This window comes from Pedobacter namyangjuensis, assembly GCF_003313325.1.
GTDB classification, from domain to species: Bacteria; Bacteroidota; Bacteroidia; order Sphingobacteriales; family Sphingobacteriaceae; genus Pedobacter; species Pedobacter namyangjuensis.
This window is the reverse complement of the sequence record NZ_QMHQ01000002.1, coordinates 737345-763848: the sequence shown is the minus strand read 5'-3', so window position 1 is coordinate 763848 and position 26504 is coordinate 737345. Positions and strand designations below refer to the sequence as shown.

Below are 26504 nucleotides of genomic sequence, written 5' to 3'. Positions count from 1 at the left end.
GGTACTGTCGCAGGATCGATATGATGATGGAAATGCTAACTTTTCACAGGATGGGTCTTGGATATGGGCTGGTATGCAACCTTCCTTTTGCGTTTGGCTTTAATTGCAACCGGCCGGCTTTCGCTAGGGCTGGCTGGATGCTGGTCCTTGGTTTCTGCAACCAAAGCGGCACGGATTTCCCTTTTGCCGATCGTTGCGCCGTTGAGCGCATCTACGGCCTGCTGGGCGGCCTGCGGACTGCGCATTTCAACAAAGCCAAAGCCTTTTGCTTTTTTTGTAGTCCTATCGTAAACGATTTTTACCGTCAGGATTTCTCCGTGTATGGCGACAAGTTCGGCCAGTTGCAGTTCAGTGAATTGGGAGCCGATACCTCCGATGTATATTTTGGGCATTGCAGGATGTATTTTAGCCTCTTGGCTAGCAAATCTGAAGCCATAATTGGTTCAAATGCCGTATTCTGTAATATCTTAACACAAAGATAACTTTCCCAGGCAGCTGCAAGCGGGTTGCAGATAGGAGCAAGCAAGCAGGCGTCAGCCTTCGGCAAATTGGTTCCGTGGAAAACTTTTTTAACCCGAAGGCGGTTTAGTCCTTATGGAAAATCTGGAAACCATCGGGTTTGGAGGCAGCTGCCACTGGTGCACCGAGGCGGTCTTTCAATCTGTCCTCGGCGTTGCCAAGGTGGAGCAGGGCTGGATCGCGCCCTTGGGGAACCAGAAGTATTCCGAAGCGGTGCTTGTGCACTTTGATCCGCAAACGGTAGCACTGGAGGTACTGGTCGCCGTCCACCTGCACAGCCACAGCGCCACTTCCGGACATTCCATGCGGGAAAAGTACCGCTCGGCGGTATACGTGTTTTCCCAGCATCAGGCCGATAAGGTTATGAAGGCGATCAAAGGACTGAAACAGGATTTCAGTGCCGAACTGGTAACCCAGATTCTGGGCTTTGGGAGCTTCAGGCTCAACAGCGATGAACTGCTGGACTACTATGCCACCGACCCGCAAAGGCCGTTCTGCAAGACCTACATCGAGCCGAAACTTAAATTGCTCCTGCAACGTTTCGGTAGCGGATTGTTCAGTCCGGTAAAAAAGAAATGAGCCATTATTAGATCCAGGGCAAGGCCTGGATTCCGGGCAGGGGATATTTTGAGAATGCCTGGGAGGCTGGCGCTGCAGTTCGAAGGCAGATGCTCGAAAGGACCTGTGGTCTTTCCCAACCTGATGTCACTGCCTGTTCTGGAACGACCTTTTGTATTCTACCGGATCCCATTTGGAGGGCTGCAGGTACTGGGACATCGGCTCCAGGCCCACATTAAATCGTCTGATATCCACATTTTTTGGATCCTTTAGCCTTATGGGGTAGCTATGGCCATCTACGGTCTTCATTTGGGAACCATAGATCTGCATCCTGCCCTGCCTTATCAAAACCCGGTCTTCCAAAAAGGCCAGGTCATCCATGGAGGCATTCCCTAGTTTTGCCGCCTTTCGCATCAGCGGCAAATATTTTTCCTGAACGTGCAGGCCGGCATGCTGAACAACCAGATAAATCGCCCTGCTTCCCCTGAAGCCTACCTTTCTTGGTCCCATCCAACCGTACTTGGCGATAAGACCTTCAATCTGGATGATGTTTAACGAATCCTGATGCCTTGTTTGGGCGGCAGCGGCTTTATACTCTTGGGACTCCCTTCCAAACTCCTTGGCTTTTTTTGCCGAAAGATTCCGATACTTTTGGTCCTTGTCATACAAGCTGTCCAGTTCCTTTTTAAGGGCCATGTCCACTCCGGACTCGAAAAAAGATTTGTGCCTTTCAATTTTTGAAATCAAAGGGGACCATCGGCTGTCGCCGTGAAGTGGCCTAAGGTCGCCATCGGTCAAAATATGAGGGTACTGGCTAAGGAACAAATCCTGTTCGGCAACTTTGTCCAGTATAATGAAGGCGGAATCTGCCTTGTTCTGCAAAGCCCAGCAACAGGCTGCGTTATAAGCCGCATCAATGGTGTTGATGTTATATAATTTCTGCTGTATGCTTTGTTCCAAAACGGAGGTGTACAGGACCGCGGCCTGGGCATAGTTTTTACTTTGGTACATTTGGTATGCCTTTTCGGGCAATTGATAAAGTTTCAGTTTTTTCGTCTGTGAAAAAACATTGACGCTCAGCACAACTACCAGGGAAAGGCAAAAAAATAGGTGTTTCATGTATGCATTCTAGATGGACCTAAAGCTAGTGATTATTTGCGTACCAAATCACCTGCATGCTGGGATTTTCCATAAAAGGGGAGCCGATAGCTAGCAAGTCAGGTCGACCTGCGTGAGGATCCTAACTGAAGACGGTGCAGCTAGGGACCAAGTGGAATCCGATGAAGGAAGTTAGCTATTAAGACTTGGCCTTCATTGCCGTGGGCACGGGTTTCTATTTTGCTTTAAGGATCAGGCTGTAGTCGATATCGACAATGCAGTTGCTGGCAGGGCACATGGCATACCTGTCCTGAAGTTTTACGCTGTAGCCATTGCTGAAATCCACCACTCCGATAAAGTGCAGGGTTTCGCTCCGTTTGTCCTTTCCGCAGTTAAACTGCCTCACCTGGGTAAAACGCATAACCCTTATATTGGATTTGCTCAGCACTTCCCCGGACCAGGCAATATCCTGCTTTTTTTCGAAATTGCCTTTTTCGTTTTTCCAGAATTACTCCATGGCAATCCTGCCTGTCTTTTGATCGATGTCCAGTGTGATTTTTACTTCAAAGGGGTCGGATGCCATCCTACAGTCACCCGCTTGGCTGAAGCTGCAGGTGCCGTTCATTTCAAACTTGCTTTGCTGGGCGAACAGCCTTAAGGTTGCCAGCATACTGATAGCGAAAATTATTAGGGTTAGGATTGGTTTTTTCATAATATTTGCTTAATAATAGTTCTTTTCTCGCTTTAGGGTTTCGCTTAGATTTTATGATTGCAAGGGATACGGTGGGTAGAAAGCGTATAAATTTTCCTGCTAGTAAAGCTATAGATTAGTCCCGTTAGCGGCAATACCTAAAATTAGGTATATTGGGAATAATCCGCCTATGCTGTCCATGTTTTGTACATTACTCTAGTAGCCATGGAAGTTAGTTTAGCCAATAGGGTTTGGGCAAAAAAAGCATACTGAAGCCGTATCCGCCTGCAAAAACAATTGTAACATTTGGCTGTAACTAATTGCTTTTACGTTCTAATTTTCTAGTTTTGCGACATTGAAAAAAGCGCTGCACATATTGCTACTTGGTTTTTATTTGCTTTCCTGTACAGAGCTGCAGGAACTCGCCAAGTTGCCTGTGCTGGTACAGCATTATTTCGAACATAAAAGCCTGGACAGCGGCATCACCTTTTCAAGCTATATTGTGCACCATTACAACGATGTGCCGCACACCGATAACGACGAGGCGAGGGACAACCAACTTCCTTTCAAAACGCATGATGTCTGCGCAGCAAGCGGGCTAAGTCCTGCATTGCCCGCTTCCTTCGGTATCTCGCTCAGAAAGATGTACCAGGTGCTTCCAAAGCAAAAAATTCTGATCGACAACGATCATATCCCAGGTTCGGCCTTTGCAGGAAAGATCTGGCAACCGCCAAAAACTATCCTTTCCTAAACATTTTTAACGGCATCAGCTGCCGTAGATCATTTTTTAGAATCGATATACGCATTTTTCATGTTGAACAGAATCATTGAGTTTTCCATCAGGAACAAACTCATTATAGGGCTATTTACCGTCGCCCTTATCATTTATGGCAGCTTTGAGCTGACCAAACTTCCAATTGACGCAGTGCCGGACATCACAAATAACCAGGTGCAGATTATTACCACGGCTCCTTCGTACGGAGCTACCGATATCGAGCGGCTGGTTACCTTTCCGGTGGAACAGGCTAACAGCAATATTGCAGGGATAAAAGAAATTAGAAGTTACAGCCGTTTTGGCCTGTCGCTGGTTACATTGGTTTTCGACGATGATGTCGATGTTTACTGGGCAAGACAACAGGTTGCCGAGCGCCTGCTGGTGGTACAGGAACAGATACCAAAAGGGATAGGCAAGCCGGAAATGGGGCCTATATCGACCGGATTGGGCGAAATCTACCAGTATGCGGTAAAGGCCAAAAAAGGGTACGAAAACCGTTACGACATTACCGAGCTGCGTACACTTCAGGACTGGGTGGTGAGGCGCCAGCTGCTGGGCGTAAAAGGTGTTGCCGAGGTAAGCAGTTTCGGGGGTAAGCTGAAGCAGTACCAGGTGACCATCGATCCTGGTAAACTGGTGGCGAACAAGCTCACCATCAGCGAAATTTTTGATGCGCTGGAAAACAACAACCAAAATACCGGAGGTGCCTATATCGAAAAACAGGCTACCGTCCAGTACATCAGGACCGAAGGGCTGATCGGAGCTAAAGAGGATATTGAAAACGTAGTGGTGAGAAGCAGCGAGGGTGCTTCCCCGCTGCTGATCAGGGACGTGGCCAATGTGGAAACCGGCTTTGCCACCAGGTACGGTGCATTGACCTTTAACGATGAAGGGGAGGTTTCCGGTGCCATTGTGATGATGCTTAAAGGGGCCAACAGCAATGTGGTGATCGAAAACATCAAAGCCAAAATAAGCCAGATTGCCGAAACCCTGCCGGAGGGCGTCGAGATTGTACCATTTCTGGACCGGACAAGCATGGTAAACAATGCCATCAAAACCGTAGAAACCAATCTGCTCGAAGGAGCACTGATCGTGGTTTTTGTACTGGTAATATTTCTGGGCAACCTTCGTGCAGGATTTATAGTAGCCTCTGTTATTCCGCTGGCCATGTTGTTTGCCATTATCATGATGAACCTGTTCGGGGTAAGCGGCAACTTGATGAGTCTTGGGGCATTGGACTTCGGACTGATCGTGGATGGGGCGGTCATCATAGTGGAAGCGGTGATGCACCAGCTTGGACATAGCAGGAGATTTGCCGGTATACCCTTTCTTAAGCAGGAGCAGATGGATCTTGAAGTAAAAAGCGCCTCCTCGAAAATGATGAACAGTGCGGTATTTGGCCAAATCATTATCCTTATTGTCTACCTGCCGATTTTTAGCCTGCAGGGAATAGAGGGCAAGATGTTCAAGCCAATGGCTCAAACTGTTTCCTTTGCGCTGCTGGGCGCATTTATACTTTCGCTAACCTACATCCCTATGATGTCGAGCCTGTTTTTGAGCAGGAAAATAAAAACAGCGCCGAATATTTCCGACAGGGCAATGTCGAAAGTGGAAAATCGCTATGGGAAATTGCTTCAAAAAGTATTGGGCTTTCCCCGAACGGTGATTGCAATCGTGGTGGCGCTTTTCGTGGTTGCGGTAGCGGTTTTGGCCAACCTGGGAGGCGAGTTTATTCCTTCCATCGAAGAAGGGGACTATGCGGTGGAAACCCGGGTGCTTTCCGGTAGCAACCTGAACACTTCCATTGAGAACATGCAGAAGGTAGCGGGAATCCTCAAGGCAAGATTTCCCGAGGTGAAGAACATCGTTACCAAAATAGGGAGCAGCGAAGTGCCTACAGAGCCCCTGCCTATGGATATGGGGGACATGATCATTAACCTTAAGCCCAAAAAAGAATGGACATCGGCCAAGAGCTTTGACGAGCTTTCCCAGAAGATGGGGGAGGCGGCAAGTGAAGTTCCAGGGGTAACCACCAGTTTCCAGTTTCCGGTGCAAATGCGTTTTAACGAGCTGATGACCGGAGCCCGGCAGGATGTGGTGTGCAAGATCTTCGGGGAGGATTTTGATACGCTGGCATTATATTCCAAAAAATTGGGGAATCTGGTAAGATCGGTAGAAGGCGCAACGGAGATGTACGTGGAGCAGATTGCCGGAACGCCGCAGATTGTGGTTGCATACAACAGGGCCGCAATTGCCCAACATGGACTGAACGTGGCGGAGATCAATAGGAACGTAAATACCGCTTTTGCTGGACAAAGTACCGGACTGGTATTTGAAGGTGAAAAGCGTTTTGATCTTGTGGTGCGTTTGCAGAACGATAAACGCAAAAGTATTGCCGATGTACAAAACCTTTTGATACCCGCACCCAACGGCAACGAGATCCCGCTATCTCAGCTGGCCGATGTCTCCTTGGTAAACAGTCCAAGCCAGATCCAGCGGGAAGATACCAAACGCAGGATATTGGTAGGCTTCAACGTCAGCGGAAGGGATGTGGAAAGTATCGTAACCGAACTGCAGGAAAAAGTTAAGAGCGGGATGAGGTTGCCCACGGGTTATACCATTACCTATGGTGGCTCGTTCGAGAACCTGAACGAAGCCAAATCGAGGCTGATGGTCGCCGTTCCTGTGTCGCTGATGTTGATTTTTCTCCTGCTGTATTTCGCCTTTGGTTCGATAAAGTACGGGCTGCTGATCTATACCGCGATCCCCTTATCGGCCATTGGAGGTATTTTTCTATTGGCATTACGCGGACTGCCGTTCAGTATCAGTGCCGGAGTCGGGTTTATCGCCTTGTTCGGTATTGCCGTACTGAACGGAATCGTACTGGTTGCAGAGTTCAACAACATAAAAAAAACAGGAGAACATGACATGAAAAAGGTGGTGCTAAAGGGAACAAAGACCCGTTTAAGACCCGTGCTGATGACGGCCTTTGTGGCCTCGTTAGGATTTTTGCCCATGGCTATCAGTAATGGTGCCGGTGCTTCGGTGCAGCGTCCCCTGGCCACGGTGGTAATTGGAGGTTTGATGATAGCCACCCTATTGACGCTTTTCGTATTGCCAATTCTATATGTGAGCCTTGAAAAAGGAATCTTTGGAAAAAAGAAACTGCCAAAGCTACCGGCCGTGATCTTTCTGTTGATCCCGTTTATGGTTGCCTCGGCGCATGGGCAGACACCTATCAAACTTAGCGCCGCCCTAGATAGCCTTTACAAGAACAATATCAGTTTAAAGCGTGGCCAGCTAAAGGCAGACTATAATAGACAGTTGACGAGGACTGCAACGAACATTGCGCCGCTGGACCTTAGCGGGGAACATGGCAGATACAATAGCGCTCTTACAGACAATAGGTTAAGCGTCAGCCAAACTTTTAATGTACCGAGCGTGTACGCAAGGCAGAAGGAAAAACTGCTGGAGGAATGGAGGACGTCGCTGCTGCAGCGGGAGCTGAGCAAAGCGGAACTGGCCAAAGTCGCTACACAGGTATTTTACGACCTGGCGGTGAATGAAAAACTTAAGGAGCTTTATCTGGGGGCGGACAGTTCCTTCAGGCAATTGAGGCGATTGGCCTTACAACGGCTGAAAAGCGGAGAAAGTAGCGTCCTGGAAAAGGCCAGTGCTGAAAATCAGCTGCTGCAGGTAGGCACAAAGTTGCAGAACCTCAGGATCCAGGAGCTGGTATTGCAGCAGCAACTGGCTTACCTATTGAATACCAGCCAGCAGCTGCGACCGGAAGTCGACGCTCTAGTGGTAAGGCCTGCATTTACAGATACTTCAGCCTGGGCTGACCATCCCCAGCTGAAACTGTTGCGGCAGCAGGAGAAAGCAGCGGTAGCTGCGACAAAGGTGGAGCAGTCAAAACTTCTTCCGGAGATCAACGTAGGATACAACAGTACCACTTTAAGAGATGATATCAAATTTGATCGCAGTGATCGCTTCCAGTCGCTTCAACTGGGTATCAGCATTCCGCTTTTTGGAGGATCCCAACGCAATAAGGTAAGATCTGCCAAAACCTACCAGGAATTAACAAAGCTGGAAACGGCAGATGTGGCCAGACAGGTTCACACCGGACTGCGGTCTGCCTATATGCAATACCGGCAGCAGTTGGACTTGGTAGAGAGCCTGGAAAAAGAAGGATTGTGTACTGCGTGGGAGATCACCTCGACCTTGAGCAAGCAGCTCGCCAACGGAGAGATTAATTACCTGGAGTGGACGATGCTGAACAACGAGGCCATCAACATACGGGAAAGCTATTTTACAGCCATCCAGCAATTGAACAAAACTATAACAGAATTGAATTACCTTTTAGCGCAATAATATGAAGTACTATTTATATATGGGAGGCTTGGCCATTTCAATGGCATTTGGTTGCAACAGCAGCGAAACAGGACAGGAGAAAGTAGTGGTCACAAATGAAAATGAAGTGAGCCTGACTGCCAAGCAGGCCAACAATGTCGGTCTGCAGATTGGAGAGGTGGCTTTTGGGGAGATAAGCGAAACCCTAAAGCTGCAGGGAAAGATCGATGTACCGCCCCAAAACCTGGCTTCAGTAAGCATACCTTTGGGCGGATACCTGAAATCGACCACCATGTTGCCCGGTACAAAAGTGGTTAAGGGACAGCTGATCGCTGTAATGGAAGATCCCCAGTACATACAGCTGCAGCAGGATTATCTTGGCATCCACAATAGGCTGGATTACGCAGCTAAGGAACTCGCGCGTCAAAGGGAGCTTAATGTGAGCAAGGCCAATAGCGATAAGACTCTGCAGCAAACCGAAACGGAATATCAAAACCTGAGGATAGAACATGCCGCGCTGATTGAAAAACTAAAGCTGATCAATATCAGTGCGGGTAGTTTAAATGGTGGAAGGATTTCCAAATCTGTAAATATTTATTCGCCCATCAACGGCTATGTAAGCAAAGTGAATGTTAATATCGGCAAATATGTTACGCCCTCGGACGTGATTTTCGAACTTATCAATCCCAGTGACATCCATTTGAACCTGACGGTTTTTGAGAAGGACCTAAATAGGATCAGCATAGGCCAGCAGGTATTGGCCTACACCAACGCAGTGCCCGACAAAAAATACCAAACAGAGGTTATCTTGTTTAGCCACAATGTGGAGGGCGGCAGAAGCGAAGTGCACTGCCATTTTGAGCAATATGATAAAAGGCTGGTTCCGGGAATGTACATTAATGCCGAGCTTCAGTTCAAGAAGCGACAGGCGCAGTTGGTGCCAGAAGATGCGGTAGTTAGTTTTGAAAACAGGGACTACGTTTTTCTTGCTTCCTCAGCACTGAAGTTTGCAATGACGGAAGTCAGAACGGGAGAGGCTGCCGACGGAAAAATAGCAGTGGTTAACGATCTGAAAGGAAAAAAGATAGTATTGAAGGGCGCTTACTCGCTGTTGATGAAACTGAAGAATACCACAGAGGAAGAATAAGGGTTTTGCTGATCCGTCTTAGGATCAAGGGCCGAACAAATTTCCTGGCCATTACTTAATGCAAGAGTTTATGAGTTCTGCGGGCAAGGTTGCAAGAGTGGCATTGCCGGGTAATCTGCAAATACAATCTTAGATAGACCACGCATTCAAATCAATAAGTGCTCGATGCGTCCAAGTTTGATTATCGGTCGCTCGTGGCTGTCAGGCACAAGGATGCCACTCGATTTGTTCACGTTATTTTGAAAAGATATTAGGCCTGGTGTATTGCGGGCGAGGCAGCTTTTGTTCCGCGATTCACTTTTGAACCTTTGGGTCCATTGTGATCCTGGGCACAGGGGAGTTGCTGTTTTATCTTAGGTTTATTGGGCCGGGCAACAGGTTTACTAAAGTTGCCTTGGTGATTAAGGTCACCTCCGCCGGTCTTTTGCTGGGCTAGTTTTGGGTACCGGAAATGGTTCCGGAAATTAAAGCTACCTTATGGAAAAGAAATATGAAGCGATGCTCCGCACCCTGGAGCGCGAATTGGAAAAGTTTGCGGGCCTGTCGCCCCTGGAGCGGATGCGCTCGGAGCTTGCCGCTGTAAGGGCCAGCCTTATGGCCTTGCAGGCGATGGTACAGGAAAATGGGTTCGGTTCGCAGGCTGAGGAGATCGAATTTTTCCGCTCGGTAAAGCCAAAATTCTACTCCCTGCTGGTTTATGCACTGGAACGCTACAGCATGGAAATGGGAAGGCCGCTGGTAAAGGGCAAGGGAATGCTGCGCTACCTGCGTGGCCAGTTGGAGTACATCGACAGGTTTTTTGCGGTGAACGGGTTTTTCTACCAGTACTTTAAGTTGGGGGTGAGGGAACTGGATGCGCTGTACTTTGTTAGGGGCGCGGGCAGCGACCTGCTACTGGGAAGCGATCTTCCGGCGCTGGAAGGGTCGTTCTCAACTGCAGGAGACTACCTGTTCGCAAAGTTCATGGCCCTGGAGCGTCTGCGGATATTGGTAGTGGGCGAGCTGGAGGTGCCGGTGGTGGCCGGCAGCGCGGCTATCCGCTCTAAAAAGGGGCGGGAGCTGCGCTGGACCGGGGACAGCTGCAATTTGATAGAGCTGGTCTACGGAATATTCGACTGCAGGCAGGTGAACAACGGGGAGGTGGACCTTTCCGATCTGATGGACGTGTTCGAGCAGTGCTTCCAGGTCAATTTGTCCCGTTATTTTAGGAGGTTTACAGAAATCAAGAGAAGAAAGTCGATCAGCAAGACCAGGTTCCTGGACGAGATGGCAAGGGCGGTGAACAAGCGCATCGAGGACGGGGATGCCTATGTGCCCATGTCGATGCGCTAGAAGGAAAATCCGGATGATTTTTCGAGCCCTTCAGCTGAGAAATTACTATCTCGGTAAAAGCGTCTGGTCGGGCTTTAAGGGGCGCGTCAACCACCAGTACATCAGCGCGGTGTTGAAGAAAAAGCAGGGGAAGTGTAAGATTCCACCATGTAGGCTGCCCATATAGTTGCCGGGGGCAACGCCAAACAGATTCGCCCAATCCTATTACAGGAATCAAACAGTACAACTGGATCATCTTTTACAGGAAACACAAGCTATATCATCTGCGTTCATAAAAAAATCCCTATTACCATAAACTTTTAATCTTTGAGGCGGTTGCCGTACTGAAAATTTCTGAAACATTGCGGGCCACTTTCCGTTTATCCATTGGCCTGCAGCGCAGGTCGCAACATATTTTTAAAACCAGGATTATGGAAAACGGACAGCACAAGGACCAGAAAAAAGCGGAGCAGCAAACAGCCTATCAGGAACTGTACGGAAAGGACAGTGAAGGCGGCGTGGAAAAGGGCAAATCGAAGTCGGATCCCGAGGGACCCGGCGATTTTGGCGGAGCAGCAGCCTCTCCCGGTGCGGGGGAGGAATCAGCTGATGATAACGAAAAGAAAAAAAAGCAGGATTACCGGTTATAAGCCGAACTCCGGGAAGCTGCAGGCGCTTTGATAGCACTGCAGCTTTTTTGTTGGTACGCTATGCTGCCGGCTGGGCTGAAAAATGCTATTCGGTTGTCGGTCAATCCTTTCGGCAGTTTCGCTAGGCCGATCATACAGGGAAGTCCATGCCCAGCAGCATCGAGCGGATCCTTTGCCCTGCGGCCTTTCTGCCTACCATTTCGGTCTGGTTGCGGGATGTGCTGACCAGCTGCTGCGCAAATGGACCGGGCTGGTCGGAAAGCAGCAGAATTTTGCATAACCCGCCTGTCGATATTCTGGAAAGGGCCTCAAGGAGACCGATCACCTCAAGGGCATCGGCATCCAGGTCGATCACAACGATGGTCGGCTGCAATGTCGTTGAAGGTTGTTCCTGTATCACCTGTAGCGCCTTCAATGGGCTTGGTACGCTAATCAGCTCGGTTTGGGGATGGTCGTTTTCCAGGCTTGTTTTTATCGATGGTCTGCGCTGGTCTTTGTTTTCCAGTATTAGGATACGTTTTTTTGACATAGTTAGGGATGTAGCTACGGCTGTGCAATAGTCGCGCCGAAAATCTTGCCTTCAGAGAAGTTGGCCCGGCAGCGTCAAGTGCGGGCGTGGCCGATTTAGCTTTTAACCGATAGTTGCTGTGATTGCAGAGGGGCAGACCCTGAACGTTGCAGAGCTGGCCATGCCAGCGAGGGGAAGTCCGGGATAATATTCGCATCTAAGTGGTTAAATTTCAGGAGCAGGTGCCCGAAATTGGATGCTAAATTTAATTTTTGAAACTAATGTCGGTTATGATATACAATTTCTCGATCAAAAATACTGGTTCACTGGCCCTGCTGCTATGTTTGGGAGCTTTGCTTGCCAAATCCTCAACCTTGCATAGCGCCGATCCGCAGGCGGATACTGCCGGAAAAAAAAACGGCAAGCAGACCTATATTCCAGCTAAAGTCTGGCGTGTTCCGGACAACAATGATTACAGCAGCAACGAAAGCGAGTACAGCCATAAGAGAAAAATGGAATCGGATAACATCGTTGTATTTTGGGCCAAGGAATTTGGGGATGATCCGATGGCAAATCCCATTGCAAATAAACGTTTTGATGTAAGGCAGGCGATCAAGGAATGTGAGCGCTATTATAATTTCTATGTGGATTCGCTGAAGATCGTCCAAAAAGGAAAATCCCTTACCGACAAGTACAAAATACTGTTCTATGTCATAGGCGGGGACGAGCAGACCGCCTTCGGAGGAGGTGCGGATGACAAGGTCGGTATCCTGTGGACACCGGCGGTCAGGATGGGCAAAGCGCCATATGGTGCCTTGGCACATGAACTTGGCCATGCCTTCCAGTATCTGGCCAGTAGCGACAACGGTACCGGAATGCGGGGGGCTATCATGGAAATGTCGGCTCAATATATGTTATGGCAGGTATATCCCGAATGGATGACTTTCGAGAACTACCATTTGGTGAGTTTTATGAAGAAAAACCATTATGCCTTCCTGCATCCGACCAATATGTACCATAGCCCTTATGTCATAGAGTATTGGTCCGGTAAGCACGGCATAGACTTTTTTGGCAGGCTGCTTCGCGAAGTGAAAAAAGGGGAGGATCCGGTTATGGTCTACAAAAGGGTAACTGGGATCAGCCAGGAGCAGTTCAACGATGAAATTTTTGATGCCTCGCGAAGGTTCGTCACCTGGGACATGAAGCGGATCGAAAAAGTCGCCGGCAGATATGCCAATCAGCACGTTGCTAAATTGAACGCTACAGCAGACGGCTGGTATAGGGTCGATGCGGACAACTGCCCGCAGAACTACGGCTACAACGGTATCAGGCTAGATGTACCGGCCTCCGGAGAAAGCATCAAACTGGATTTTAAAGGTTTGGCAGGTAGTGAAGGCTTCAGGGATATTAAGGTCGATAAGGCAGGATGGAGATATGGATTTTTGGCTGTCAAGGAAGATGGAAGCAGGGTGTACGGCCAGGCTCATCGGGCGGCCGAAGGTAGGGCGAGTTTCAAGGTGCCAAAAGGCACCAAGTATTTGTGGCTGGTGGTAAGTGGTGCGCCAAGCGAACATTGGGAGGTATCGGCCAAGGATGAAAACAATGAGCAGTGGCCCTACCAGATTAAGCTTACGGGTACAACCTTGAGCGCATTGTAAGCACTAAAGACTATTTGGTTAATAAAGTAGGGGTGTCTGATGGATTTCGGATGCCCTTCGTTGTTTTGGTTGAATGTTCAGCATTTCGCCAGCTAAACCCGCCGTTCGGGGGATGAACTTTTAGGTAGCCTTGTGCCTTAGGTGATAGGACGTACCGCTATAGCGGATTATTTGCCAGGGTAGTTTTGCTATAAATCGCTGCAGAAAAAAACCGGCAGAGATGGGCCTGCCGGTACTGAAGATCCTTCTGTTTATTCAACTGGAGTAAGGATGGCCGTCCAGCCGCCGCCTTGATCCATTTTGATGTCAATCTGGTCGTTCCTTGTTACAGTGGAGCTAGTAACTTTATAATCGGCTGCGTGTCTTTTGGCATTTGCCCCATCGCTTAGCACATCCATTTTGTAGCGCTGGCTGTCCAAAAAATCCAAAGCGGTCCTGAATTCCCTTTCTTTCCAATCCGTCATGCCCGAGATGTACCAGTTCTTGCCGTTCTTTCTGGCAACTATGGCATATTCGCCTACTTTGCCTTCCAGGGCAACGGTTTTCTCCCAAACAGTCGGGATACGTGAAATAAATCTTGTACAGGTACTATCCTTCAGGTAGTTGGAAGGATTGTCGGCCAGCATCTGCAGGGGACTTTCGTACATTACGAACATGGCTACCTGGTGCGCCCTTGTGCCCATGCTCATCGGCTCGCTGTAAACGATGCTGAAATTCTTCTTGTTGGCGTTTTTCATTGCCCCGGGGGTATAGTCCATCGGTCCGGCCGCCATTCTGATAAAAGGCAGGCTAAGGTTGTGCCTTGGGGTGATTTCCGCACTCCATTTATGGTTTTCCAGGCCTCTGACTCCCTCATAGGTCAGTACGTTGGGATACTTGCGGTTAAGGCCAACGGGCTTATAGGCGCCATGAAGGTCGACCATGAGCTTGTATTTTGCAGCGGTTGAGGCGGTACGTTCGTAGAAGTTGACCATGTACTGTTCGGCACGGGCCATAAAATCCACCTTTATGCCTTTGGCGCCCCATTTGGCGTACTGGGAAAGGATGTTCTCCATATCCTTGTCAAGCGGTTCCCATAAGGTCCACAGCCAGACGCCCACGTTCCTGGTTTTTCCATAAGCAATGATTGCTTCAATGTCAATGTCCTTTGCGGTATGCAAAAGGTCGGTTGTGGTCCTGGTCCAGCCTTCGTCAAGCATAATATATTCCAGGCCGTATGCCGCTGCAAAATCGATGTAGTATTTGTAGGTCTGCGTATTGATGCCCGAAGCAAAGTCCACTCCATAGATATTGTTGTCGTTCCACCAGTCCCAGGCTACCTTGCCGGGCTTGATCCAATCGGTCTGCGCAATTAGGCAAGGTGTGGAAAGCTTGTAGGTCAGGTTGTTCACCAGCAGGTCCTTGTCCTTTGGGGCGATGGCAATGCTGCGCCACGGATAGCTTCTTTTGCCGGTGGTACTGGCGATGTACCCGGCGAGCTCCTCGATCCTGATTCCCCGGTCCCTTACAGGGCTGCTTTTGGCAATCACCTTTGGGAAACCGGCAGTGAGCCTGTTGGCCGAGGTTCCGAAAAGGAACAGGTTGGGGTAATCGTAAAGGTCAGCTTCGCTTATCAGCAACTGTGCTGGCCCGGTGGAGACCAGCATGGGAAGCGCCGCATGCTGCCCGGTGCCGAATGCGCTCAGCACCGAATCCTTGTAAAGGCTCTCGAAATGCGAAAGAAAATCCTTGTTGGTTTCCTCCGGCCAGAATACGCGGTGGTTGCCCGCGAAATTGAAATCGGCGGTTTCTCCGATTACCTCAACGATCGGCTGGGTGAAACCGGTCTGGAACCTGTAGGCCACCCCATCGTTGTAGGCCCTGAAAAGGACAGTGTAGCCACCCTTGAAATTTAGCTTAAGCTCGTTGTAGCTGTCCATGATGCTCCGCTCCTTGATGGGTACGACGGCGGTCAGTAGCTCGTTATGGGAGGTGAGTTCCCGGCTGAGCAGTAACGGATCTATCCCCGGTTGCACAGGTCCGCTTACCCGAAGGGAAATTTCACTGGGCAGCAACAGGGGCTGGTTCCTGAACTTCAGCTGCCAGGTGATCTTGGTGTTGATGTTGACCGTTAGTAAGATCTGACGGTCGGGAGAGTGTAGCTGATAGTCCTTTGCCCAGGTCGTAAGGCCAATTAGCATGGCAATAAGTAGTCCGCTGAATTTTAGCTTCATAATGATATCGAAAGTTTTTGGTCTGTCAGGTTTTGTCCGTCAACGCAGGCTTCGCTTTTCTCCCGCTGCTGTTAATGGTTGCGGAATATCCAAGCAAAGGGCTTGATGGTCCATAAAATTAGGCATTCCCGCTGCTAGCTAAGGCCATTTAATTAGCAGGTACTTCTTGGATTTTGTCATTTTTAAATTCCGGAATAAAAACTCTGGCGTTTGAGGAATTTTTTAATTTGGCATAACCGGGCAATCGGAAAGTTTTATTTCATGTTTTTGCGCTTAGGCTAAAGGTTAAGTTGCGTTTGTAGGGAAAGGGGCTACTTTGTAATGTTTCTGTTTCCCAACTTGAGCTTTTTTGCCCAATGTTTAACAGATTTTAACAAATGCGTGTTTGCACTTTCAAATATCAGTTGATTGTTCCTAATTTAAAACAACCAAATATTTAAAACCAAGGAAATTATGAAAGTGCTACCCTTTACCATGCTCGTGCCAAAAGATAGAAGCGTTATATCTGAGGTTGTGGAACATCCGCATTTCTACCAGTACCTGCACCGCCACATCGAGTGGCAGATTACCTGGGTGCAACAGGGGTCGGGCACCCTTATTGCCGGCAGCAATATGTACCCGTTTTCCCCAGGGGATATTTTTCTGATCGGGCCCAACCTGCCGCACCTTTTTAAAAGCAATCCGGAGTATTTCGAAAAGGACAGCACGCTGACCATTAAGGCCTGTTCGCTGTACTTTAATCCTTCTGGGGCACTTGGGCCACTGTTCGATCTCCCGGAAATGCTTACTGCAAAGTCTTTTTTGCAGCAGCATAAACATGGCTTCAAAATACCGTTTTTGGACCAAAGGTCGATCTCTGCGCTGATGCTGAAGTTGGCCGGATCTTCGGGAAAGCTGCTGCTGCATTACATGATGGAGTTCCTGGATGCTTTGCAAAGCCTTGAAGGCACCATCGATCCACTTTGCTCGGCCATGTATACCACCGATATATCCGAGACAGAAGGAAGGAAGCTGAGCGAAACGCTGAGTTTTATCATGGCCAACTACAACAACCAGATCACCCTGGAGGATGCCGCAAATGTGGCCAATATGACTCCGCAGGCCTTCTGCAGGTATTTTAAAAAGCATACCGGGCACACCTTTGTCTCTTTTCTGAACGAGGTTAGGATTAACGATGCCTGCAAAAGCCTGCTGTACGGAAACAGTGCCGATTGTATTTCAGGTGCTGCCTACAAGGCGGGATTCAATAGCATTACCAATTTCAACAGGGTCTTTAAGAACATCATCGGCAAATCGCCAAGACTGTACGTGGAGACCTATCATAACATCAGCAGCACTGCGGCAATGGCCGGCTGATCGAAAGATGCCAAACCAGCTCAAACCAATTTTCACCCCAATAATCGCCAAAGCACCAAAATGACAAATGCAAGCTACCACAGATCCGCTAAAAGGGTTTTCTTTACCATCAATTTTGTCCTAGCAATTTCTTTTTCGGGTGTGCAGGCGCAAAACGGCGTTGCGAAGTCCCTGTATGAGCAGACCAGCGAAATGGGCACCACCATTACAGGCTATCTGAGGGATGTGGACGCCGTACAGGACTTCTATTCTCCCTACCAGATCAACCAGAACAACGGCTATCCTTACAAGGCCAATACCTACCATTCGCCCCAACAACGATATAGGCTCATTACGCTGCATCAAGATTACCTGCAAAAACTAAAACAATTAGAATTCGATAAATTTAGTGTTTATGGGAAGGTAGACTACATTCTTCTTAAAAAGAAAATTGATGCCCGACTAGCCGATTTATTGAGCGAAGCGGAAGGCTATCGGTCAGTAGAGAAGAATATCCCTTTTGCTAAAGAAATTTACGAGTTGGAGCAACAACGCAGAAGAGGGAAAAAGCTGGATGCGGTAAAAGTGGCGGCGCAACTTAATCAGTTAAACAAAACAATAGATTCTATTATTAGGGCAGATAAAAAGGTGGGCGAACTTTCTGTACTAAGTATTTCAAATACTAACCGTGCGGTAGTCGGGCTAAAAGCAAGGCTGAAAGGTGTAACGGATTTCTACCTCAACTACGACCCTGATTTTACTTGGTGGGTACAGAAACCTGCGGAAGATTTAGCTGAGACGTTGACAAGGTATGGAGCAAAGTTTGTTGTTACAGCAGAAAAACCAGACCCGAAAAAAATCAATGGCAAGCCGATCGGTAAAGTTGAATTGCAACGCCAACTGAATGCGGAGATGATTCCATATACACCGGAGCAGTTGATAGCCCTGGCGGAAAAGGAATTTGCCTTTTGCGATAAAGAGCTCTTAAAGGCGAGCGGGGAAATGGGATTTGGAAAGGATTGGCGAAAAGCGCAGGAGAAGATAAAAAACAGTTACGTGCCACTAGGAGAGCAGCCCGAACTGATCGTGCGTCTGCAGAACGATGCAACCGAGTTCATCAGGAAAAACAAGCTGATCGAGATCCCGGCATTGGCAGAGGAAACCTGGGGCATGGTGATGATGTCTGCGCAGCGGCAATTGGTAAATCCGTTTTTTACGGGGGGAAAGGAGATCAGTATTTCCTATCCGACACAGGCTATGGCCCATGAAGACAAGCTGATGAGTATGCGGGGCAATAACCCTTATTTCTCAAGGGCTACCGTACAGCACGAGCTTTTGCCGGGGCATCATTACCAATACTTTTTTAACAGCAGGTACAAAAATTATAGGAATATTTTTTCCACCTCGTTCAGCGGGGAAGGATGGGCGCTGTATTGGGAATTGCTGCTTTACGATAAAGGCTTTGCAAAAACCCCTGAAGAGAAAATGGGCATGCTGTTTTGGCGCATGCACCGCTGTGCTCGGATCTTATTCTCCTTAAATTACCACATGGGCAATTGGACGCCGCAACAGAGCATAGATTTTCTGGTGGACAGGGTGGGGCACGAACGGGCCAATGCAGAAGGCGAGGTAAGAAGATCTTTCGAAGGGGGGTACAGCCCGCTGTACCAGATTGCCTATCTGGTTGGGGGCCTGCAGATTATGGCACTCAAAAACGAGCTGGTGGAAAGCGGCAAAATGGATTATGCCACTTTTCACGATCTGGTGATAAAGGAAAATGCCATTCCGATAGAAATGTTAAGGGCAACCCTGACCAACCAGGCACTAACCAGGGATTTCACCACCAAATGGAAATTTTACGATTTTAATAAATAGATCAACCAAACAACCAACCAACCAACCAACCAAACAACCAAACAACCAACTTTATGGAGGAAAAAGACATACAGTTTAAGCCCTCGCTTAAGCTAATGGATGCTACGATGCTTGTTGCAGGCAGTATGATAGGCTCAGGCATATTTATTGTCAGTGCCGATATTACAAGAAACGTAGGAAGCTCTGGCTGGCTATTGGTGGTCTGGCTCATTACCGGCTTTATGACCCTTACCGCTGCCTTGAGTTACGGCGAACTCAGTGCCATGTTCCCGAAGGCCGGCGGACAGTACGTGTACCTTAAGGAAGCCTATAATCCCTTGGTGAGCTTCTTGTATGGCTGGAGTTTTTTTACCGTGATACAAACTGCAACTATTGCAGCGGTGGGTGTGGCCTTCGCCAAGTTTACCGCCTATCTGGTCCCGGCCTTCAGCGAGGACCTGGTGGTGCTCGATCTGGGTTTTTTGTCCATTTCCTCGGCACAGCTGCTGGCCATTGCCGTAATTGTGCTGTTAACCTATATCAACTCTAGAGGGGTTAAAAGCGGCAAGACCATCCAGACTACTTTTACGCTGACCAAACTGATCAGCCTTTTTGGACTCATCGTTTTTGGCCTGTTCTTTTTGGATAGGAGCATATGGGCCAGCAATTGGGAAAACATGTGGCAGTTGGGCAGCCTATCGGCCGACGGCACTATTGCTTCCTACACGACTTTAGCTGCGTTTGGAGCAATAGCAGCTGCGATGGTAGGCTCTATTTTTAGTAGCGATTCTTGGCACAACGTAACCTTCATTGCCGGAGAAATCAAAAATCCGGCTAGGAATATCGGCCTCAGTTTAGCCCTTGGCACCATCATCGTAACGGTGCTTTACCTGCTTACCAATGTCATGTATACCGGCGTACTGTCCCTTCACGATATGGCTTACGCGGACAAGGACCGGGTAGCGGTTTCGGCCGCCAATGTGATTTTCGGTACTTGGGGAACCATCATTATTGCACTGATGATCATGGTTTCCACTTTCGGCTGCAACAACGGACTGATCATGGCCGGCGCCAGGGTATATTATTCAATGGCCAAGGATGGCCTATTCTTTAAAAAAGTTGGAACCCTTAACCAAAATGCGGTACCGGGTGTAGGTTTGTGGGTACAATGCCTGTTTGCCTGCCTATGGTGCCTGAGCGGTAAATATGGCGACCTGTTGGACATGATTTCCTTCGTTGTGGTGATGTTTTACATGCTGACCATCTTTGGCATATTCATTCTGCGCAAAAAACGCCCGGAAACACCTAGGCCCTATAGGGCGTTCGGCTATCCGGTTCTGCCGATTGTTTACATTTTGATGGGTTTTGCCTTCTGTACACTTCTGATCATTTACAAGCCGAAATTTACCTGGCCGGGCCTAATTATAACGCTGATAGGCATTCCGGTTTATTATTTGATTAAAAAATCTGTAGTCAAAAACGAAATCGATTCTTAGACCTCCTTTAACATGTTAATACCGTACCATTATCCGTTAATATGCAGGCTTCTACAGCGTTCGGGGTGCGCTATATTTATATTTTATCATACGTAATCTAATGAAGTTAAAATCTTTTCTACATGCTGCCGCTTTCATGTGCTGGCTTTCGCTTGGTGCAAATGCGCAAATGGCAAATCTGGTAGCCTATAAGCCCAGTCAACAGGAGCTTTTAGCCAGTTTTGCCAAAGCTGCTGCGCTGGATACGGTGCTCAGGAACGTGGTTTCCAATAACGACATATCGCCGGTATGGCATTCAGGCGGCAATTCCTTTTGGTACAGGAAAAATATGCCGGAAAGAACATGGCAGTTTGTGTATGTAGATGCAATGACAGGAACATCCAAAACTGCGTTCGATCATCAGCTACTGGCTACAGCGTTAACTAGAGCTACGGGAAAAACTCAAACCCCAGGCAGACTGAACCTGATGGAAATGTTTTTTAACGATAATGGCAATGCGGTAACCCTAAAAGCAGATGGTAAATGGTACAAAGTCAACTTGGCGGACTACCAGTACCAGCAGGCTACCGATACCACTTATCTGCGTCACAACATCAGAAGACCGCTGCAAAACAAAAGATCCAGGTGGGCAGGGTTTAGAACGCCCCGCAAATCGCCCGACGGCAAACAGGAAATTTCGATAAAAGATGGAAACCTGATTGTAAAAAACCTGGCCGATCAGACCGAAACTGCCCTGACCAGCGATGGTACTACGGCCCGACCTTATGGCGAAGCAACCTGGTCGCCAGATGGCAAGACCATTGTGGCCTATTTGATCGATCCAAAAAAGACAAAACAGGTCCATCATATTTTAAGCTCGGTAACCGGTACCACCAGAGGCGAACTGAAATCACAGGACTATGTCCAGCCGGGCGATGAATTTACCAGCTACCAACCCTATGTTTTTGAAGTGGCTTCAAAAAAGCAGACCAAAGTAGCTACCGATGTGATAGATTTTTTTGGCGCCCCGGTAATTAACTGGCGTGATAAGGATAACAGGTACTATACTTTTGAGAAAGTTGACCGTGGCCACCAGCGTTTCCGCGTAGTCGAGGTTGATGTTGCTACAGGTAAGACGCGAAACATCATTGATGAAAAAACGAAAACCTTTATCTATGAGAATAGGATTTATACGAGATATCTGCCAAAAACCAACGAGATTGTTTGGACCAGCGAGCAAAATGGCTGGCAGCATCTTTATTTGGTAAACAGCTTAACTGGTAAGCAGCAACAAATTACCAAGGGCAATTGGGTAGTTAGGGAGGTAGATAGCGTAGACATTGTAAAGAGACAAATTTGGTTCAGGGCCAGTGGAGTTAATGCAAATGAAGATCCTTATTTTATCCACTACTATAGAATCGGTTTTGATGGTAAGGGTATGATCGATTTAACGCCAGAAAAAGGAAACCATAGCCTTACTTTTTCGCCCGATAGGAGATTTTACATCGATACCTATTCTCAGGTAAACGTACCTCCGGTCATCGAACTGAGAAAAACTGCCGATGGCAAAAAAATAAAAGAACTGGAAAGGGTTGATGCGGAACGGTATTTGAAAAAAGGCATTAAATTGCCAGAAGTTTTTGTTGCTAAAGGAAGAGATGGGGTAACCGATATTTGGGGTGTAATTTGTTTCCCAACCAATATGGATAAAGACAAAACCTACCCGATTATAGAGAATATTTATGCGGGTCCGCAAGATAGCTTTGTGCCTAAAAACTTTATGCCGAACAGCGAGATGCAGAATATTGCCGAACTTGGTTTTATTGTCGTGCAAATTGATGGAATGGGTACAGCCAACAGGTCTAAAGCGTTTCATGACGTTTGTTGGAAAAATTTGGCAGATGCTGGTTTTCCAGATCGTATTTTGTGGATGAAAGCCATGGCTAAAAAATATCCGAATGCCGATATTGACCGTGTTGGTTTGTACGGCACATCTGCAGGCGGACAAAATGCGGCTGGTGCCTTGTTGTTTCATCCCGAATTTTATAAAGCTGGTGTTGCTGCCTGCGGTTGCCACGATAACAGGGTGGACAAGCAATGGTGGAACGAGCAATGGATGGGCTTTCCGGTAGGAGATCATTATGCCAAACAATCCAACGTAACCAATGCGCACAATTTGCTGGGCAACCTTTTATTAATTGTTGGCGAAGCGGATACCAATGTGCCGCCAGAATCTACCTATCGCATGGCGGACGCCTTGATCAAGGCAAACAAGGATTTTGAAATATTAAGTATTCCGGGGATGGGGCATAGCGATGGCGGAACTTACGGCAGACGAAAGAAGAAGGATTTCTTTGTAAAACACTTATTGCTGGTCGATCCGCCTTCGCGTAACAATTCCAATAGCCAAACCAAGTAAGTCAACCGATAAAACATGGAAAAAAAAATAGTTTGTTTTCTCTTCCTTTTATTTGCCCTAGCTATTCAGACTGTTGCGCAGCAACATCAAAAAGCAGGTAATGGCAACCCGTTGATTCCGGGCTACTTTGCCGATCCAACGATTAAAAAGTTTGGAGATACCTACTATATCTATGCAACTACAGATGGCAATGGCGGCGGCTATGGTCCATCGCAGGTTTGGCTATCAAAAGACTTTGTAAACTGGTCGTTGCAGGATATGAACTGGCCAACCACCCGCAATTACTGGGCACCAGATGTAGCTAAAGGCAATGATGGTAAATTTTATTTGTACTATAGTCAGCCTGTGGAGATCTTCGGCGCCTCGTCGGATTCACCGGTTGGGCCGTGGACCTCTTTACTTCCAGCGGGTAAAGCTGTTGTGCCTAATTTTTTGGTGCCAAATGTAATTACGCTTGATGCACAAACTTTCAGGGATGATGACGGCAAATTTTATATGCACTGGGGTACTTGGGGGATTTATCCCGACCATGGTGCTGGCGTTGGGTTGTTGAATGCCGATATGAAATCGTTCTCAAAACTGGCTCAAATTCCTAATACCGTTGCCAAGGAGTTTTTTGAGGCACCATTTATGTTCAAGCGCAATGGCATCTATTACCTAACCTATTCTTCTGGAAGGTGCGAAGATGGCACTTACCGTGTACAGTATGCAATGAGTAAAACCGGACCGATGGGACCATTTACTTTCGGTAAAAATAATCCAATTATCGCTACCAATGCCGATGGCTCTGTTCATGGCCCAGGCCATCAATCTGTACTACAAGAAGGAAACAGGTTTTACATGATTTACCACAGGCATAACAATCCAAATTCTGAAGGTGGCTATCATAGGCAAGTTGTAGCTGATGAAATGCATTTTGATGCCGAAGGAAATATCCTAAAAATAGAACCTAGCCACAATGGCATAGGTTATTTGGGCAAGAACGAAAATCCGTCGCGTGATTTGGCTTACATGTCAAAAACTACAGCATCTTCTTTCTACAGTGCAGATTTTAAGTCCAGCTTTGCTACAGATAACAACAACGGAACGTTATGGAAACCAAAAGACAATGTTAGCGAAGCTTGGCTGCAATTGGATTTAGGCAAGGTTAGCATGGTTAAAAGTGTGCACACGCAATTTGAGTATGCTACTTGGTTTTATCAGTATAAAATCTCTACGTCTGTGGATGGAAAAACTTGGAAAACCTTTGCAGATAGAACCAAAAATACCATACATGGTAGCCCGATGATTGACGCTGGAGATGTAAAAGCCAGATTTATTAAGATCACGATAACAGGTACCGAATATCCGGGTATAAATAAAGCAATTTGGAATATTAAGGTATTCGACAACAATGCGTACAAGCCTTTGGCACAGGTTAATGCGCAGAAAAACAACCGCCAGCCAGTTAGTAAACCTTATGGTTTGGCGGTAGATTTAGATGCAAGGAACTTAGCTATCGGCAGCAGTGTAGCGCAGTGGAAAAATGCCGGTAGTTTAAATGGCGGTTTTGTGCCAAGTGGGTCGCAAGCACCATTAGTTTCAATGATTGGAGGTAAAAAGGCTGTTTTGTTTTCGGGTAAAACGGTGCTGAGGTCTGATTTTTTAGCACCATCGTCTCTGAAAGGCAATAGCAGCTTTACGGTGGCAACCTGGGTATACAATCCCACGGTAGAAGACGAAGAACCTATTGTTTGCTGGACAAAACGTGGCGGCAATGACCTGAGCAACGGTGGTTTAGGCTACGGAAGCAATAAAAAATGGGGCGCTGCCACACATTGGGGCTGGGCGGATATGGGCTTTAAAAAAGTGCCCGAAGCGGGAAAGTGGCATCACCTAGCATTGGTTTTCGATGGCACAATGGAGCGGCTTTACGTAGACGGTGTTTTGGAAAAGCAAGAGCGGAAAATGTTGTTCATAGCTAATTTGGACAGGATGTTATTGGGAAGCACGACAGATGGCAACGCTTATTTCTCCGGAGCACTCGCTTCCTTGAAACTTTACGATATGCCCCTTGCAGCCGATGAGATCAAACAAATGGCGAGGCCAAGTTTTGAGGCTAAAAGTCCCTATTATTTTGCCACCGGCGATCTGCCTTACGGCAAATTGACATCATGGAAAAACGAGGGCGAACGAAGTGGTGGTTTAACGGGCAATGCACAATTGAAGGCTGTGGAGGATCTAGCAGCAGTAAGTGTGGAGCCTGGGGAGTTTTTAGTATTTGACAAAACCGCCCCAGTGGCCAAATCAGGCAAAGCCTACACCATCATTACCCAGTTTTGCGCAGCCGAAAGCGCTTCCGCGCAAATCACCTGGCCGGCGGATAAAAATAACCAACTGCGTTTGAACGGAAACGGGAAGTGGCAACATGTGGTGCATGTTTTTGACGGTACAAAACATCAAACCTATTTCAACGGCTTGCCGCAAGGTAAATCTTCGGTCGAAACTGTTAAAGGTGGGATTCCGAAATTGACTATAAAAGCGGTCAAGGGAGCTATTGCAATCGCCTCTCTTGTTGTTTATGATTATGCCTACCTGCCCAATGTGGCATCGGCAAGCTATCAAAACTGGAAAAGCGAACGCCCCATGGGCGCTTACGCGCTAGAGTTCATTAAAAAACCACTTGCAATCACACCTCATATTGCCGTGATGTCCGCCAGGGCTAGCGGACTGCCGGGAAAAGTTATCAAATATGCCTTTGCCGAACAGGGCGGGGATCTTGCCGGATGGAATGAAGACCAGCAGTATTATGCTTTTGGCCTAAACGCGGACCAAAGCTATTCATACCAAGTTCTAGCAAAGGATAACTTCGGCAATATTGCAGCCTCCAAACCAGGGGCTTCTGTAAATACCTCGAGAAATCAGTTTGTTGTTTTTGAAAGCAAGGTTGGCAGAGATTACAATGCTGTAATTGATGGAATCAAGGATACCGGCTGGGATGGTACCCTGGGTAGTGCGACGGAACTTGTGCAAAAAAATGGCCTGTTAAAATTAGCATCATCGGATACTTATTGGGACGGTACCGCTGGAAAAGGGCCTTTTATTTTTAAAAAGGTCAAAGGTGATTTTGTTGCCGAAGTAAATGTTGTGGACCTAAGTGGCCTGGCCGAAAATAAAGTTAAGGGTGCCAATGATGCCGGACTAATGATTAAGTCAACCAATAAAGAATTTGACTTGATCCAAAACAGCGTGCTGCTGGGTTGGGGGATTGGCAACATGGTTACCGATTTTGGAGCAGAAGGACGCAAGCAGACCAACAATAATACTGCATTCAAATTCTATAAGCACCTGCAGATTGAGCGTTCGGGAAATGTTTTTTATGCTAGGGCGAGCAACGACGGTAAAGCTTGGCAGGTGTTGCCCGGCGGAGTGATCGATAGGCCAGATATGGAAGGACAGTCGGTTGAAGTAGGGGTTTACCAGGCCAGCTATGGCAAGCAGGATGGTTTTGCCACCTTCAAGAACTTTACGGTTTTTCAAAAAGACCACCACAAATAAGCAAGCTGCCACTGTAGGCTGCCAGAGCCAATTTGCCCAACATCTTCCTTTTCACGTTTCCTCTTCAGCTGATACTGCTATCGATCAGGTGAAATCCGGTGCGTTGTTTACTAGGCTGTTTATGCTTTTTTCTGCCTAAAAATATTAGGGTTAAGATTTAGTTGGTATATGGTAAAATATTCATTAATAAACAGGATTTGCCTCGCTAAATTTATGAATGTTAATCTGACGATTAATATTAAACGAACCACAATCCTAAACGTTATGAAACTATCAGTCAAGCAATTTGCCAATTGTCCCGTCCAGAAGACAGTCGCATTAACCATCTCATCGCTCACGCCAGAAAACGAAGTCTACCCGGCAATTAGAATAGGGCAGGATTAACCTTTCCTAACGAGCTTAA

General features: G+C 47.5%; 18 protein-coding genes. 12 read left to right on the top strand and 6 right to left on the bottom strand.

Annotated elements, in window-relative coordinates; translation table 11 throughout:
• Positions 1-35 precede the first annotated feature (35 nt).
• Positions 36-392 carry an RNA recognition motif domain-containing protein gene (locus DUT69_RS10420; RefSeq protein ID WP_113653161.1) on the bottom strand — a complete coding sequence of 119 codons (357 nt, stop codon included), beginning with the start codon at positions 390-392 and terminating at the stop codon, positions 36-38.
• Between the two features lie 202 nt (positions 393-594).
• Here DUT69_RS10420 and DUT69_RS10415 point away from each other — a divergent pair, with 202 nt between their 5' ends.
• Positions 595-1098 carry a peptide-methionine (S)-S-oxide reductase gene (locus DUT69_RS10415; RefSeq protein WP_113653160.1) on the top strand — a complete coding sequence of 168 codons (504 nt, stop codon included), beginning with the start codon at positions 595-597 and terminating at the stop codon, positions 1096-1098.
• Positions 1099-1224: 126 nt separating this feature from the next.
• On the opposite strand, the gene DUT69_RS10410 is transcribed toward DUT69_RS10415, so the two are convergent.
• The 3 genes from DUT69_RS10410 to DUT69_RS19220 all read right to left on the bottom strand — a co-directional run bounded on the left by DUT69_RS10410 (position 1225) and on the right by DUT69_RS19220 (position 2887).
• Positions 1225-2196 carry a DUF6624 domain-containing protein gene (locus DUT69_RS10410; protein WP_113653159.1) on the bottom strand — a complete coding sequence of 324 codons (972 nt, stop codon included), beginning with the start codon at positions 2194-2196 and terminating at the stop codon, positions 1225-1227.
• A gap of 214 nt (positions 2197-2410) precedes the next feature.
• On the bottom strand, positions 2411-2596 hold the full coding sequence (locus DUT69_RS19225) for a hypothetical protein (RefSeq protein WP_162796257.1): 186 nt from the start codon (positions 2594-2596) through the stop codon (positions 2411-2413).
• Positions 2597-2683: 87 nt separating this feature from the next.
• Positions 2684-2887 (bottom strand): hypothetical protein, encoded by a 204-nt coding sequence (locus DUT69_RS19220; RefSeq protein ID WP_162796256.1) that lies wholly within the window; start codon positions 2885-2887, stop codon positions 2684-2686.
• Positions 2888-3221: 334 nt separating this feature from the next.
• Between DUT69_RS19220 and DUT69_RS10400 the strand changes: the two genes are divergently transcribed.
• The 5 genes from DUT69_RS10400 (at position 3222) to DUT69_RS10380 (ending at position 11102) form a co-directional block, all read left to right on the top strand.
• Positions 3222-3617: a hypothetical protein gene (locus DUT69_RS10400; protein WP_113653157.1), complete on the top strand. Its 396-nt coding sequence runs from the start codon at positions 3222-3224 to the stop codon at positions 3615-3617.
• Positions 3618-3677: 60 nt separating this feature from the next.
• Positions 3678-8015: a CusA/CzcA family heavy metal efflux RND transporter gene (locus DUT69_RS10395; protein ID WP_113653156.1), complete on the top strand. Its 4338-nt coding sequence runs from the start codon at positions 3678-3680 to the stop codon at positions 8013-8015.
• Between the two features lies 1 nt (position 8016).
• Positions 8017-9141 (top strand): efflux RND transporter periplasmic adaptor subunit, encoded by a 1125-nt coding sequence (locus tag DUT69_RS10390; protein ID WP_113653155.1) that lies wholly within the window; start codon positions 8017-8019, stop codon positions 9139-9141.
• Between the two features lie 477 nt (positions 9142-9618).
• The gene (locus DUT69_RS10385; protein ID WP_113653154.1) at positions 9619-10473 is read left to right on the top strand and encodes an RteC domain-containing protein; all 855 of its coding nucleotides are present in this window, start codon (positions 9619-9621) and stop codon (positions 10471-10473) included.
• Between the two features lie 410 nt (positions 10474-10883).
• Positions 10884-11102, top strand: coding sequence for a hypothetical protein (locus DUT69_RS10380; protein ID WP_113653153.1), 219 nt, complete (start codon positions 10884-10886; stop codon positions 11100-11102).
• Between the two features lie 130 nt (positions 11103-11232).
• On the opposite strand, the gene DUT69_RS10375 is transcribed toward DUT69_RS10380, so the two are convergent.
• Positions 11233-11631, bottom strand: a complete 399-nt coding sequence (locus DUT69_RS10375) for an ANTAR domain-containing protein (RefSeq protein ID WP_113653152.1) — start codon at positions 11629-11631, stop codon at positions 11233-11235.
• Between the two features lie 269 nt (positions 11632-11900).
• On the opposite strand from DUT69_RS10375, the gene DUT69_RS10370 reads away from it, so the two are divergent.
• Positions 11901-13268: a DUF6055 domain-containing protein gene (locus tag DUT69_RS10370; protein WP_162796255.1), complete on the top strand. Its 1368-nt coding sequence runs from the start codon at positions 11901-11903 to the stop codon at positions 13266-13268.
• 251 nt (positions 13269-13519) lie between these two features.
• On the opposite strand, the gene DUT69_RS10365 is transcribed toward DUT69_RS10370, so the two are convergent.
• Positions 13520-15481, bottom strand: a complete 1962-nt coding sequence (locus tag DUT69_RS10365) for a glycoside hydrolase family 97 protein (protein ID WP_113653150.1) — start codon at positions 15479-15481, stop codon at positions 13520-13522.
• 453 nt (positions 15482-15934) lie between these two features.
• On the opposite strand from DUT69_RS10365, the gene DUT69_RS10360 reads away from it, so the two are divergent.
• From DUT69_RS10360 to DUT69_RS10340, 5 genes are all read left to right on the top strand, one after another.
• A complete protein-coding gene (locus DUT69_RS10360) occupies positions 15935-16837 on the top strand; it encodes an AraC family transcriptional regulator (RefSeq protein WP_113653149.1) in 903 nt (300 codons plus the stop codon).
• 60 nt (positions 16838-16897) lie between these two features.
• The gene (locus tag DUT69_RS10355) at positions 16898-18691 is read left to right on the top strand and encodes a DUF885 family protein (protein WP_113653148.1); all 1794 of its coding nucleotides are present in this window, start codon (positions 16898-16900) and stop codon (positions 18689-18691) included.
• A gap of 53 nt (positions 18692-18744) precedes the next feature.
• Complete coding sequence (locus tag DUT69_RS10350) at positions 18745-20166, top strand: APC family permease (RefSeq protein WP_113653147.1); 1422 nt, start codon at positions 18745-18747, stop codon at positions 20164-20166.
• A 100-nt stretch (positions 20167-20266) separates the two neighbouring features.
• Positions 20267-22564, top strand: a complete 2298-nt coding sequence (locus DUT69_RS10345) for a S9 family peptidase (protein ID WP_113653146.1) — start codon at positions 20267-20269, stop codon at positions 22562-22564.
• 15 nt (positions 22565-22579) lie between these two features.
• Positions 22580-26101, top strand: coding sequence for a family 43 glycosylhydrolase (locus tag DUT69_RS10340; protein WP_113653145.1), 3522 nt, complete (start codon positions 22580-22582; stop codon positions 26099-26101).
• Positions 26102-26504: the final 403 nt, after the last annotated feature.